Origin of the sequence: Cupriavidus sp. H19C3, from assembly GCF_049393815.1 — a bacterium.
Classification (GTDB): domain Bacteria; phylum Pseudomonadota; class Gammaproteobacteria; order Burkholderiales; family Burkholderiaceae; genus Cupriavidus.
Genome location: NZ_CP184987.1, coordinates 161,154 through 174,288, shown reverse-complemented (window position 1 = coordinate 174,288; position 13,135 = coordinate 161,154). Strand labels below are relative to the sequence as shown.

Genomic DNA, 13,135 nt, shown 5'->3' with positions numbered 1-13,135 from the left:
TGCCGGCACATTACCTTGGAGGTTCCACAATGCTGGACGATGTCGAAAGCCTGTTGGCTGCGCATTTTTCTGATTTGCATTACTCCCCCGGCCATTTGGCCGAGGCGGATCGTTGCTTTGGCTTTGCGGTGGAGGACGCGATTGCAAGTCGTTGCCGGGTTGCCGTGGTGTCGGGCGATTCGACCGACCACCGGCTGGACGCCCACACGCCGGCGTTATCCGCGCTGGCACGGCGGATCCACCAGTTGTCGGCCCGCATGCCGGTCATCATGCTGCAGGGTACGTTCAGTCATGAACCTCCCGGCACGCTCGACCTGTTCCGACTGATCGGCGCAAGCTTCCCGGTATACGTTGCAGACCGGATTCACCAGGTCGCGCTTGTTGGCGGGGAGTTCCTTCCGAGCGATGGCGCGATCTTCAGCCATGCGGAAATGGACGAGCTGCTGACCCAGCATGGTCTACCAGACGTCGTCTTCACCTGCGTGCCCACGGTCAACAAGGCGGTGCTGGCGGCCGCGGCCGGCGTGGCGAACGCCGCGACGGCGGTTGGCGACCACCTGGCTGACTATCTGGCGGCCTCGGGCGCTGTGAATCGTCATTGGCGCTCACAGGGCGTCCGTACGATCGGCATTTCGCACGGAACCGTCAACGGTTGCCAGACGGAGCACGGCGTGCCGATGGCCGGACTCGACCACGAGTTCACCATCGGGGCACTGTTCGAGGCCCACTGCGACGCGTTCATGCTTGGCCACATTCACCGTGCCCAGCAGTGGGAACGTGAGGGCAGGGTGGTGGCTTATCCGGGCTCAATCGGACGGTTCCACTACGGCGAGATCGGTGCGAAGGGCTATCTGCAGTGGCGGATTTCACCAGGGGAGGCGGTAGCCACCCAAGTGCAGACGCCGGCGAGCGAGACCGTCTGCATCGACTTCGACGGGCCGCCTGACATGGCAAAGCTTGCCGAGATGGCCGCCGATGCCGCGCACAAGTTCGTGCGCGTGCGGTGGACGGTCAACGAGGAGCATCGGCAGCTGGTGGATCGTGACGCCATCCTGGCGCTCTTTGCTGCCAGTGCGGAGGTCAAGCTGGAAGCACGTGTCCTGCCGGCTGTTCGCAGCCGCGCTGAGGGCATCAGCCGGGCGGCGACGTTGTCCGAGAAGCTCGGGCGATGGTGCGAGCTGACTGGCGTCGATGCGAATCCGTTGCTGGATAGTCTGTCGATGCTGGAAAACCTCGATGCACAGACGATCGCTGAGCAAGTGCTCGCTGGCCTTGCCGATACGTGCATGCCTGCTACCCCGACGGCGCACCCTGTAGAGGCTGATGCGTCTCCCTTCATTGCGAAGCTGGTGGACATGGAGCTGGATGAGTCGGTCCCTGCAGCTGATGCGCTACCTGCCGAGTCCATTACAGAGCAGGCGGCGCCAACAGCGACCGCGGCCACGCCGATGAACTGGCTGACAGACGATCTTTTTGCGTAGCGATACGCCAAGCCTTAGAACGTGCAGAGCCATGTTCCGACAGCCTTCGCGGTTGTCGAAAACTGGTTTTACCCGCGTCCTCGACGCATCGACCCCGCAGTATCCATTTCTTTCTATCGACCCCGACGGGTGCTTCCCGTTCAGGGGCACTCCGTCCTACCACTGGAGTGCAAACATGATTCTCTACCACGCTGGTCCTGATTGGCTCTTTCTTGAACAGACGTGTATCAATCGTTCGGAAATGGCAAAGCGCCTTGCCGAGCGGCACGGCTTTACGCAGTGCATGATGTATGAGCCTTTCGGTCGCGGTCGCGGCGCAGTGATTGCGAAGCGCGACCACATGCTGGTGATGGCGCTGGGCGAGCCGAGTGGCAGCACTTTCTTTGCCGTGGCTCCGTCCAAGGAGCTGCAAGACCTCATCTGGTCCTTCTCCAACGGCCTCGCCTCGCAATGGAGCGAGCTGGAACTGCGCGCGCTCACCGGCCAGCAAGATTGGGACGGCGTGATGAAGCTCGCAAGCCAGCAGTTTTCCGCCGCGCGCCGCTCAGTAGAACGTGCGATTGCCGGAAAGCCAGAGCAGGATGCACCTTCGCTGCCCGATGTTCCGATATGGGACGAGAGCGCGATGGACGTGCCTTCGGACTATCTCCACTCATTCAATGGCTCGGAGGTGTCGGAATGCGCCCACTGAAGCTGACTCTGTCCGGATTCCATGGGATCCGTGACGGCATGCATCGCGATAGTGTCACGGTCGACCTGTCGACCCTGCCCGTTGGCCTGATCGCCCTTGTCGGGCCCAACGGGGCAGGGAAGACGACGATCATGGACAACTTGCACCCGTATCCCATCATGCCCAGCCACGCGAGCAAGATGGCGGCCGACGCATTCTCGTACTGGGACCATCTCTGCGCCCCGCGCGCGGAGAAGGACCTGGAATGGGAGCATGGCGGCAAGACCTACCGCTCCGCGTTTGCGTTTCGTAACCCGGGAAAAAGCCGCAAGGCCGAGTACTACCTGTTTGAGAAGGGCGTCGCCGGTGACTGGAAGCCGGTGCAACTCGCGGACGGCACGCTGTCGGACGGCAAGGCGGACACCTACAACCGGTGCCTCGAAGCCGTCTTGGGCTCGCCCGAAGCTTTCTTCACGAGCGTGTTTTCTGCGCAGAACAGGCGCCCGCTCGCCAGCTATCAGCCCGGCGAGATCAAGAAGCTGCTCGCCGAGCTGCTCGGGATCGATCACTTGCGTGACCTGTCTGCGAAGGCGGGCGATGTAGCCAAGTGGCTGACCCGCTCACTCGACACCCTGCAGCGCGACGTGCTGACCCTCACCGGCAGGCGCGATCGGTCGGCTGTGGTGGCTCGGGAGATCTGGCAGATAGGCGAAAGCCTGGATGCGGAGCGCAAGGCTCGTGACGGTGAAAGCGCAAATGCAGCCAAGCTGCTGCAGGAGCGCGCGACGCTGGCGGCGAAGCATGCGGCCAATGCCGGCACCGAAGCGCGGTTGCGGGAACTGAACCAACGCAAGGGCGAACTGGACCAACGTGCGGCATCGCTGGCTAGCGATGAACAGGCCGCTGCTGGACGTGCTCTGACACGCCGGCGCGATCTGGATCGGCAGGCGGCAGGCCATCGCGCCGTACTGGCGGAGGCCGCTGACGTTGAGGCGGCGTCTGGCCAGCGTGACGTTCTGCAGATGGCTATTAGCCGGAGGCAGGAGGAAATTGTCAGCCAGCGCGCTATCGTGGAGAAGCTCGATGCGGTCCAGGTCGAGCATGCAGCGCTCAGTACCGAGTTGAAGGGCTTGGAGCAGCAAGGCATTGCCGGCGCGAAGTTGGCCGATTCATTGAAACTGCAAGCCGACGTTATTGAGACGGTTCCATGCCGTGACGATCCGATGCACGCCACGTGTCCGTTGCTCGCGCAGGCGCGCGATGCTAAGGCGAAACTCGGCCCGCAGGTCGTGTCGGTCAAGGCGCTGCGCGAAAACTATCGCAAGAAGCTGGATCAGGTGCAATCGATGCAAGCTTCGCTGTCGGATCGTGCTACCGCTCGCTCCGCGCTGTCCACATTTGAGGCGAATCTGGCTCGTGATCAACAGATGCTGCAACGCCTGACTGCGCTCGCCGCCAAGAAGCCCTTGCTGAGCACCGCACGTGAAGGACTGGCGCAGGTCGAGCGTGATCTCACCGCACTGAGCGAGGAGGAAGCATCACGCATGGATCGCCACAAGCGAGATATGGCGGATGTGAATTCTCAGCTCGAGGCGGTGCGTCGCGAGTTGGCGACGCTGGCCACGGAAGACGTGACCGGCACGCTGGCCCAGATGGACGGTCAGATTGCGGCGAGCCGGGAGGCTGTCGCGGCGTTTGCCGGCCGGATCGAAACATTGATCCGGCGGGAGAGCATGTTGGTGGCGGAGCGTGAGCGCCTGGATGCTGAGCTTGCCGGCATGCCGGCGATCGAGTCCAAGGCGCAGGCGCTGTCCGACCAGATTGCGCAATGGAAGCTGCTCGCGAAAGGCCTGGGCAACGATGGCGTGATCGCGTTGTCCATCGACGACGCGGGCCCCGCTATCACGCAGATCGTCAATGACCTGCTGCTGGCCTGCTATGGGCCGCGATTCACCATCGCGATCCAGACGCAGACAGCGCTGGCCAGCGGCGAGCTGCGCGAGGGCTTTTCCATCAACGTGATCGACGCTGACAACGACACCACGAAGGAGTTTGGCGTGATGTCCGGTGGGCAGAAAGTCTGGATCAATGAGTGCCTGACGCGCGGAATCGCCCTTTATCGGGCGCAGGATGCGCGCCAGCCTTTCCAAACACTGTTCACCGATGAAGCGGACGGCCCGCTGGATCCGGAGCGCAAGCGCGCCTTCATGATGATGAAGCGCGAAGTGCTGCGGGTCGGCGGATATCAACGCGAGTTCTTTATTTCACAGACTCCCGACCTGGTCGACGATGCCGACGGCGTCATCGATGTCGTTGCGCTGGCGCTGCGGTAGGCCTGGCGCTATTCACCAACCGTACGCCCGCTTCCCGCAAGGGAGCGGGCATTTCATCTGCAATGTCCACTGAATGTCTTGAAAACGCCTTCGCTCAACGCCGGAGCGATGGCATCGAGAGCCATTGTCGGCGGGTCTGCGGCGGTGGCTACTGCGACGCGGGTCCTGTTTGCCAGTCCGGTGTGGATGTTCTCCCCCTTTCGAAGGGCTGCCCTCGGGCGCCCTCAATCCGTTGATCATTCAGGCATAGCCTGGCTCCATAGAAATCATGTCTAAAGTATTTGTCACGGCCGAAGAGGCCGAAAAGCTGCTGCCGCGGCGCCGCAAGATTCACACGTTCATCCGCATTTTTGGCTGGATGGGCGCTGATATGGACCGCGAGAAGCTGCTGGACGCATTCCAAGCGGCCAAGAACGTGGAGGTCTCGCAAGACGCGGCTTGCTTCGATCACTACCTTGCGGTAAAGATCGACGGCATGGAGACGTACGTTGAAACCAACCTGAAAGCGCTGGCCAAATTTGGCCTGTTGCCACCACACCGGAAGATGGCTTGATCTCCCTGCGAGCCAACCGTCTGCCATATGGCTCTCAATGCCCGCTGATCCCCCCGAGGGACGGCGGGCGTTTCTCTTTTAACCCCACAAGAGCTCCAACGGCCGTCAGTCGTTCGTTCGCCCGGACCGCCGTTGTCTATGGCGGTCGCATCTCGCAACCCTTCTAAGACATCCGATATGGTGGGCGGGACCGGTTGAATCCACACCAACCAGCGGTCTTTCGGTCCCGAGGTATGGGGGGCCGTAGCTGACCCATCTCACTCGTTCGTTGCGTTTAGCCGGACGACTCTTGCAATGCGCAAAGCGGCTTTGGTGACGTGCTCGTGGGAGCGGAGCCGATTCTACTTGATGTACTGATCGCTATGGCACAGGAGAATGCAGATTCGCCAACTTGTCAGCGACGGCCCAGGTAATTCTTCTAGCGATCCGCTGGCCGGCACGTGGGCAGCACAGCCACGTGGCATATGGACCGAATCAGACGGTTCCGCTTCGGCGTCAGGTATTCCTTCTGATGCTGCATAATGCGGCCTCATGAACTGGGACGATACTCGCATCTTCCTCGCGCTCCAGCGAACAGGCACGCTGCGCAGTGCCGCGCGTGCGGCTGGCGTCGATCAGGCCACGGTGGGCCGCCGTGTGGCGGCCCTCGAGCACGCGCTGGGCGCCACGCTATTCTTGCGCACGTCGGAGGGCTACGTCCTCACGCCCGCCGGCGAAAGCGCACTGCAGTCGGCGGAGAAGATGGAGAAATTCGCTGACGATCTGGTGCGGCAGGCGCATGGTACCGACACACGTCTGGCCGGCGAGGTAAAGGTGACAACCACCGACACGCTTGCGCTGGAGTTCGTCATCCCGTCGATTGCACGGCTTCACGCCGAGCATCCTGATGTGCGGGTTATTCTCAACACGTCCACGCAGTTACTCAACCTCTCGCGGCGCGAGGCGGATATCGCAATCCGCAACCAGAAGCCGGAAAATCCAGACCTGGTCGCGCGCCGGCTGGCACGGTGGCCGGTAGGCCTGTACGCCTCGCCTTCGTATCTGGCGCAACGCGGCGAACCGCGGCGTGTGGATCGCTTTACTGGTCACGACCTCGTCATGTGGGAGCCATTTCTGACGTCGCGTGTCTCGCCGACTCTGGTGGGTCTGCCGATCGACTCCGGGCGCGTGGTCGCGTCCGTCAACTCCAGCCTGATGCTGCGCGCGATGATCCGCATGGGCCGGGCGATTGGCGAGGTGCCAGTGCCAATTGCCGAACGGGATGGCCTCGTACGGATATGGCCTGAGCGCGAACGCGCGCGACGCTATGAAGTCTGGCTGGTGACCCATCAGGACCTGCGGCACACCGCACGCGTGCGTGCGATGATCGACCATATCGTCGACGCCTTCAAAGATCAGGAAGTCTAGCGCGGTATCGGAGCGCGTGGAACCTGCACTTTGCCTTCGGCGTGATGCATTTTTGCATCGGGGTCTTTGCTGTCTGCTGCTTTACTATCGGTGTATCGACAGCAACAACGAAGCGAGCACAGTGAAAGCCATCGTCTTCAACACGTTCGGCAACGCCGACGTTCTTCAACTGAAAGATGTTCCCGCGCCAGAAGTCCGTCCGCATGATCTCCTGGTGCGCGTCCATGCGGCAGGTGTCAATCGCGCAGACCTCACGCACCGCCGCGGCGGCTACGGACGTGCGGACTTCGGTGACTCGACCCTGATGGGGCTCGAGATCGCCGGCGAAGTCATTGAGATTGGTTCTGAAGTTAAAGGCTACCGCATTGGTGACCGCGTCATGGGTGTTGTCGGCGGCGGTGGGTATGCCGAGATCGCGCGTATCGACTGGCGCATGGCCATGCCGATCCCTGTCGGACTCGACTACGTCCATGCGGCTGCCATTCCAGAGGTCTTCGTTACTGCCCACGAAGCGCTGCTGCACCTCGGACGGCTTACACGGGGTGATGCGGTCCTCGTACACGCCGCTGCCGGAGGCGTCGGCTCAGCCGTGGTACAGCTCGCCCGTGCGACGGGGGCGACCGTGTTTGCCACGACTGCAGCGTCGAAACGCGACGCAGTGCTGCAACTTGGAGCTGATCACATCATCGACTACCGGAACGAAGATTTTGCGGAAATCGTCGCCGCATACACCGACAAACGCGGTGTCGATGTCGTGATCGATTTCGTCGGTGTGCCGTATTTTGAGAAGAACATCGCATCGCTGGCAAACGGCGGCCGACTCGTTCAGGTTGGCCTGCTAGGTGGCGGCGGTGAGGTCAAGGTGGAGCTCGCGCAGATACTGTACCGCCACCTGCAAATCATCGGCACGGTGATGAAGTCCCGCACCCCCGCCGAGAAGCAGGCGATGACGTGCCGCTTCCGCGAACACTGGCTCGAGTACTTCAATGCCGGTAAGAATCTGAAGCCGATCATCGACAGCACATACCCGCTCAGGCGCGCCCCGGACGCGCATCGCCGCATGGAGTCTGCCGAAAATGTCGGCAAGATCGTCCTGACAACCTGAAGACCAAAGCAAATATTAGAGTCTTTCGAAGACTAAAGAATCAGAGAGGGGACCGGGTGCGAGACACTTTTGACAGGCAGCGATACCCTAACCAACCGGAGCCATGACATGACCACCGTTCGCAAAGATCTAATCCTCTCACAAAGCGCCTACAGCCACGTTGTGGACGCCGACCTCGATTCGATTGACATCGCGCAATGGCTGTTCGCCCTGCCCGATGCAGAGTACCAGCGCTGCGCACCACCTGACCACATCGCTGCGGGCGCCACTTGGACTGACGATGGCAAGCGCATGTCCATCAACGTGGAGATGATCGGCACTGGCCTCGTCGTGCAACACTATGTAGGTGAAGTCATCGAGCCGGCTTACTGCAAGATGGTGTCGATCTCGGACGTCTTCACGCCGCACGGCCGCACCAAGGTGCAGGTGATTTGGGAACTGAGCGCTAAGCGTACGGCTGACGGCAAGACCGAGTACACGAACGCCGTCACGTCGCATCCGACTGACGACTTTCTGGAGTTCATCGAGAAGAACGGCCTGACCTTCGAGCAAGCGGCGCGCGATCGCCAGGCGGCCTCAAGCGACCACAATCGCCGCGAGACCCCGCTGTTCGCGGAGAGCATTGCCCGCGCCGCCCTGCAGCACAACGCCATCGCGCCGCGCGAGCGTTGACGATTGCTGAGCGTGAGGAGATATCGCTCGCCGGCGATAAGGCTTTAGCTTCGGGCCATCGCACCGCGGCTGGTTACTCTTCGTCTATCATTAGCCGTGCGCTCGAGCTAAACGGGGGCCGGCAGCGCTATCGAGCGGGCCAGGCCGACGCGCTGGCCTGGGAACGGGCACGTGGCCTGAAGGTTTGTAAGCTTGTCAGGAACCGCGTGCTGGCGCAGGTCGGCGCTAGCAAGCTGAAGCTGCAGTTGTCCCCCGACCAGATTGCAGGCTGGCTAAAGCATGCCTATGCGGTCAACGCGGACTACCACGTGTCACACGAACGATCTATCGCAGCCGCCATATTGAGGCGCGTGGCGCCTTGAAGAAGGAGTTGCTGGAGCATTTGACCGGGGCACTGGGAGGGCGACCTGCTATTTGGCGATGCCAACAGCCAGATCGCAACGCTGGTTGAACGCCAGAGCCGGTTCGTGATTCTTGTGAAGACGGCTGGCAAGGATTCTGAGACCGTGCCAGCGCTGACCACCTGGATACCGCGCGCGGCAGTCCTCGGCGACGATGGGCCAAGTCGCACGTGCTGTCCGATCCCACGGCTGACGCGATACTGGCCCACAACCGCGCGGGTGCGAAAAACTGCGGCTGGAAGCCTTCGAAGTAAAAAGAGGGCGCCCACCTGCTCGGGCGCCCGAATGACTTCAGGGTTGATGCTAGTCCAGTATGCGACGCGATCGCGGCCGCTTCAATTCGATTCTGACCGTTCAGATTCGGCAACGCCTGGCAGCGGGGCACCTGGTTTGACCATCGGCTTACCCGTCAATCGATAGCGTGTGTGTTGGACCGAGGAGACCAGGTCCGCTCTAGCGAGTAGCCCGTGGTCGCGCGAATACCTCAAGCCGCGTGCCAATTCCCCATTCGTCAGGGCTCCGGCGCTGAGCATTCGACCTCGCGTCGCGGGCCCGTGCTCTTGTATGAACGCCCTCATTTTCGCGGCGCATTCGTTTCCGGTGAGTTGCTGACCTGGCTCGCGCTGGGGAGGGGCGTAGCGTTCCGAGAGGTGATCCGCATTCTCGATCTTCAGCATCCACGCTCGGAGCTCCTCGATGCCGTAGCCGGCGCCGTACCTCACCTCGATGTTCTTTATCGTCCAGCCGCAAATGGCGGCCCGGATCTCAGCTGGACAGCCCACTCGGCGCAGGCGGTCGACCATGGTGTGGCGGAATCCGTGCAATTCCGTTGTGACGCCACAGCGCTTGATCCATAACCCAATCGTCGATGACGCGTGGGTGCCCTTCGTACGAGGTTGCCTGTTATAGCGTGGAAAGGCATGTATCTGACCGGGACGGGCATGCTCTACCACACGCTGTGCAGCCCAAAGGGCCACTCCGATGAGTGGAATCTCTCGAACGCTGCTGGTCGACTTCAGTCGACGCCATGGGTGTGGAGTAATGCGGATGTGTGGTGTGGCGCCGCCGAGCTGAATATCGTCCAGAGCCATGCCCGCGATCTCGGAAAGCCGAGCTCCTGAATCGCTGAGGACGCCTGCGAGCCAACGAATATCGTCATCGGTCTGCACGCAGTCGTATTTCAGTCGGCACAAGTCATGGTGTGTCATCGGTTGCCTGCGCTTCTTGTCGTGTCCCTCCATAGGGATGGGCACTCGATGGAACGGGTTCACGCAACGGACGCGAGTCTCTTCCAGATAGAACGATGTGGCGGCCGCAAGTTGGTGGAGGTCGCGGCGGACCGTGCTGGTTTTAACGCCCTCGGAGAGGCGATGTCGTACGAAGCGACGCGCGTGCAGGGGAGTCACGTCTTCAACGCGCTGGTCTCCGTTGACCGCGATATAACGCTGAAGGGCTTTCCGCAACGGACGATAAAAAACGATGTCATGCCTGCTCGGATGATGCTTGAGATAGCGCTCGACAACTGCGCTCAACCATGCGGTACGCTGCCTATATGCGCCCCACTGTCCGGAGTTCGGGCGTGAAGGGCGTCTGGTGCGGAATCCTACGATCATTTGTCTTATGCTGAGTCCACGGGGACACAAAGCATAAGGGGCACTTCTTGTTACCGCTTGTACTACTCCAGTGGCACGACGCCGGGTCGCTTCAGCTTGAACCAGTCGGGGGTCGATGCAACTTACTGGTGAAACCTTTCGGCCGGCGTATCGAAGTTCAACGTCTTGCGAGAGCGCTCGTCCATGCATTTAAGTAAACTCAGCATCGCGCTGGGATTGGCTGGGCCGGCGGTCTCGGCCTTCGCGGGTCCGGACTGGAGGGTCACCGAGCGCGCTCGGGATACCGCCCAGCGCAACGTCGGGCCCGCCGAAAACTGTGTCGCCGGCCTTGTCCTTGGTAAGCGTTTCTATCCCCGCAGTAGAGTTAGCACCTGTGCGTGCACGACGGCAGCTGCAGCTGGGGAGGGTGATTTCGGCTTTAGCGCTGCCCCGCAAAAGGCTGCGGTTTGAGTGAGCGAAGGTAGGCAATCAATGCTCGCATATCTGAGTCTTTGATATTCCGATACCAGGCATAAGCCATAGGAGGCTTGTAGTGCATACCCTCCCGGCTTTCTCCGCGAATCGCCTTGGCGATCTGCGCGTCTGTCCAGCGTTTGAGGCCGCTCTCGTCAGGCGTCAGATTGCGCGAGACGCTGGTGCCCCATGCGCCATTGAAAACCTGCCCGCCCGCGCCGAGGTGCGCAGTGATCAGTTGTCCGTGGTCGCCGCGCGGAGTATGGCATTCCATGCAATGGCCGATATTGGCCAGATACTCGCCGTAGTGTACTGTGTCGCGCGTCGAAGTCGCGGCGACGTGCTCCATAGGGGCGCCGTAATTCGGCGGGAGTGGGACATGGTAAGTCGACGCTTCAACCACGTGATGGACGGGCGGTCGCGCGCGCAGGTACACAATGATGGCAGCAAGGTCCGCGTCGGAAATGTTCCGATAAAAGCCTATCGGCATAGGCGGCCCGATAATGCTACCGTCTGGCCGTACGCCATCGCGGATCGCCTTTCCGATCTGCGCGTCGGTCCATCTGCCGATACCCGTTTGCGCATCCGGCGTGATATTGGGCGCTACTGCGCGGAATGGCGGTTCGTCGAACACACGGCCGCCTCCAAGATTGTTGGTGAACGCGCCCTCTCGATTCGAGTCGGGAGTGGCGTGGCAGTTCGCGCAGGCCACGACGCTTTCCATCAGGTACTTGCCACGCGCCAGCAGTGAGTCGTCGTGAGCGGAAACAAGCCTCCACGGGGCAATTAACAATAGGAAAAATAGAATCAGTCGCGCATGCATGGGATCGATTGAGAGAGAGTTGACTGGCAAGACGGTAGCAAGTGAGCGCATCGAGAAGGAGCGGCTTGCGAACGGATGTGTTTATGGCAAACCGTATGCCGGCGCCCCACATTCGTAGTCACCGAGCGGGCCACGTAATGGAGTTCAAGTTAAGAATGAGGATAGGACGACGGCAATCAGCCAAGACGGGCGGGGTCGGCTGTTGAAGGCGTTCGAAATGACCGTTGTCATCGGCTGTAGCAACCCGACAGAACAAGTCAAACCTCCCCCCTTCCTCCGCTTCATACGTGTTCAATGCGCTGGTACCCACGGAGAATTACGCATCAGCTAGCTGAATCTCGACGGGCAAAGTGAGGCTCTTTGTAAGCCAATACATCCGCAGGGCCAGTGCCCTGAGTTGCTGCGGGCAAGTTTGGCTGTTGGGAACCTCTACGTCGGCTTTTCGATCGAAAGCACTCGCCACCAGCAGACCGGCCCAGCCGCCTTATCAGCAGCCCTGACCCCGGGGCGCCCCTACCACCACGAGGATCAAGAGAAAGTGGATGGCGCGAACTACGCGCCAAGAAAACTAACGTTCATGGCGGAGTGCCGTTCCCAGGCAAGTTATTCTGCTGTCAGCCCTTGAGACTGAGTGATAAGAAGGACCGCTCGACTTCACCACTTCTGCCCGAAGGCCGCCCTTACTGTTGAATCACAGCCTGTGGAGTGTTTCGGAAACTAATTGCCATGCGGTTGTACGTATTCATCAGCGCAATCGCGATGGTCAGGTCAACCAGCTCGCGTTCATCGAAGAGTGCGCGGGCCACCTCGTAAGCGGAATCGGGCACACCGGTCTGGGCAACCAGGGTCACCGATTCGGCCCATGCGAGGGCTGCGCGCTCGCGTAAGTCAAATAGATCACCCCCTTCCCTCCACGCCTGCACAAGTGCGAGCTTCTCGACAGACACGCCCTTCTTAATCAAATCGCGGGTATGCATGTCGAGACAATAGGCGCAATTATTGATTTGCGAGACCCGCAAGTAGACGAGGTCCACAAGGACTGGCGACAGTCCGCTCTGCGCGACGTAGCCGTATACGCCACCGAGGGCCTTAACGCCGTCAGGCGCAATTTCGCTGTAGTTGAGACGCTTGCTCATGAGGAGAACTCCTTACTTGATTGGGATGGTCAGAGCTTTTTCGTCGCTGTCCGCAATGAACACGGCAAGCAATTTAGCGGGCTTCGTCACGCTTGCATTGCGGCTCACGCGGTGCACCGCGCCGGGCTCCTCGTAGAAGCTCTCTCCAGCGTGGTAGATCCGCTTCGGGCCATCATTGACCTGCGATTCGATGTCGCCCGAGACGACGTAGGCATAGATGAAGGCAGAGGCCGCATGCTTGTGCTCGTGCGATGCCGCACCCGGCGGGTACTCAACGACGACGGCGGTGAGCGACTTGCCCGGAATGTTTGGGATCGAGCGCTGAAAGTTTGGTGTGGCGGTCTCCGTTCCGCCGTGCGCTTGCGCGGGGAGGGTGATGGCGACGACGCCAGCGACGGCGAGAGTCATCGTCGCGCAAGCCGTTCCTAAAATTGATTGGATGTTCATGAATCACTCCTGTGTATCTGCATTGTCGGGTGACAAGCAGA

General features: G+C 61.0%; 11 protein-coding genes and 1 pseudogene. 8 read left to right on the top strand and 4 right to left on the bottom strand.

Annotated elements, in window-relative coordinates:
* Positions 1-29: 29 nt before the first annotated feature.
* From DFLDMN_RS31705 to DFLDMN_RS31670, 8 genes and pseudogenes are all read left to right on the top strand, one after another.
* Positions 30-1,481 (top strand): metallophosphoesterase family protein, encoded by a 1,452-nt coding sequence (locus tag DFLDMN_RS31705; protein WP_423200664.1) that lies wholly within the window; start codon positions 30-32, stop codon positions 1,479-1,481.
* 175 nt (positions 1,482-1,656) lie between these two features.
* Entirely contained in the window at positions 1,657-2,172 is a 516-nt protein-coding gene (locus tag DFLDMN_RS31700; RefSeq protein WP_423200663.1) for a hypothetical protein, read from the top strand.
* Positions 2,160-4,484, top strand: a complete 2,325-nt coding sequence (locus tag DFLDMN_RS31695; protein ID WP_423200662.1) for an SMC family ATPase — start codon at positions 2,160-2,162, stop codon at positions 4,482-4,484. Before DFLDMN_RS31700 ends, DFLDMN_RS31695 begins: the two co-directional genes overlap by 13 nt.
* 268 nt (positions 4,485-4,752) lie before the next feature.
* On the top strand, positions 4,753-5,037 hold the full coding sequence (locus DFLDMN_RS31690) for a hypothetical protein (RefSeq protein ID WP_423200661.1): 285 nt from the start codon (positions 4,753-4,755) through the stop codon (positions 5,035-5,037).
* A gap of 531 nt (positions 5,038-5,568) precedes the next feature.
* Positions 5,569-6,444, top strand: a complete 876-nt coding sequence (locus tag DFLDMN_RS31685) for a LysR family transcriptional regulator (RefSeq protein ID WP_423200660.1) — start codon at positions 5,569-5,571, stop codon at positions 6,442-6,444.
* Positions 6,445-6,565: 121 nt separating this feature from the next.
* Complete coding sequence (locus DFLDMN_RS31680; RefSeq protein WP_423200659.1) at positions 6,566-7,549, top strand: NAD(P)H-quinone oxidoreductase; 984 nt, start codon at positions 6,566-6,568, stop codon at positions 7,547-7,549.
* Between the two features lie 108 nt (positions 7,550-7,657).
* Positions 7,658-8,221: a hypothetical protein gene (locus DFLDMN_RS31675; RefSeq protein WP_423200658.1), complete on the top strand. Its 564-nt coding sequence runs from the start codon at positions 7,658-7,660 to the stop codon at positions 8,219-8,221.
* Positions 8,191-8,730: pseudogene (locus DFLDMN_RS31670) on the top strand (transposase); the annotation flags it as partial. The gene DFLDMN_RS31675 and the pseudogene DFLDMN_RS31670, both read left to right, overlap by 31 nt.
* Before the next feature lie 227 nt (positions 8,731-8,957).
* Here the strand turns inward: DFLDMN_RS31670 and DFLDMN_RS31665 are convergent.
* The 4 genes from DFLDMN_RS31665 to DFLDMN_RS31650 all read right to left on the bottom strand — a co-directional run bounded on the left by DFLDMN_RS31665 (position 8,958) and on the right by DFLDMN_RS31650 (position 13,094).
* Positions 8,958-10,154, bottom strand: coding sequence for a tyrosine-type recombinase/integrase (locus tag DFLDMN_RS31665; protein WP_423200657.1), 1,197 nt, complete (start codon positions 10,152-10,154; stop codon positions 8,958-8,960).
* Between the two features lie 499 nt (positions 10,155-10,653).
* Complete coding sequence (locus DFLDMN_RS31660) at positions 10,654-11,511, bottom strand: c-type cytochrome (protein WP_423200656.1); 858 nt, start codon at positions 11,509-11,511, stop codon at positions 10,654-10,656.
* 680 nt (positions 11,512-12,191) lie between these two features.
* Positions 12,192-12,647 carry a carboxymuconolactone decarboxylase family protein gene (locus DFLDMN_RS31655; RefSeq protein WP_423200655.1) on the bottom strand — a complete coding sequence of 152 codons (456 nt, stop codon included), beginning with the start codon at positions 12,645-12,647 and terminating at the stop codon, positions 12,192-12,194.
* A 12-nt stretch (positions 12,648-12,659) separates the two neighbouring features.
* Positions 12,660-13,094 carry a cupin domain-containing protein gene (locus DFLDMN_RS31650; protein ID WP_423200654.1) on the bottom strand — a complete coding sequence of 145 codons (435 nt, stop codon included), beginning with the start codon at positions 13,092-13,094 and terminating at the stop codon, positions 12,660-12,662.
* Positions 13,095-13,135 lie beyond the last annotated feature (41 nt).

Coding starts and splice junctions, on each gene's coding strand:
- DFLDMN_RS31695 (WP_423200662.1), top strand. CDS start 2,160: ATGCGCCCACTGAAGCTGACTCTGTCCGGATTCCATGGGATCCGTGAC.
- DFLDMN_RS31660 (WP_423200656.1), bottom strand. CDS start 11,511: ATGCATGCGCGACTGATTCTATTTTTCCTATTGTTAATTGCCCCGTGG.
- DFLDMN_RS31655 (WP_423200655.1), bottom strand. CDS start 12,647: ATGAGCAAGCGTCTCAACTACAGCGAAATTGCGCCTGACGGCGTTAAG.
- DFLDMN_RS31705 (WP_423200664.1), top strand. CDS start 30: ATGCTGGACGATGTCGAAAGCCTGTTGGCTGCGCATTTTTCTGATTTG.
- DFLDMN_RS31690 (WP_423200661.1), top strand. CDS start 4,753: ATGTCTAAAGTATTTGTCACGGCCGAAGAGGCCGAAAAGCTGCTGCCG.
- DFLDMN_RS31700 (WP_423200663.1), top strand. CDS start 1,657: ATGATTCTCTACCACGCTGGTCCTGATTGGCTCTTTCTTGAACAGACG.
- DFLDMN_RS31650 (WP_423200654.1), bottom strand. CDS start 13,094: ATGAACATCCAATCAATTTTAGGAACGGCTTGCGCGACGATGACTCTC.
- DFLDMN_RS31675 (WP_423200658.1), top strand. CDS start 7,658: ATGACCACCGTTCGCAAAGATCTAATCCTCTCACAAAGCGCCTACAGC.
- DFLDMN_RS31685 (WP_423200660.1), top strand. CDS start 5,569: ATGAACTGGGACGATACTCGCATCTTCCTCGCGCTCCAGCGAACAGGC.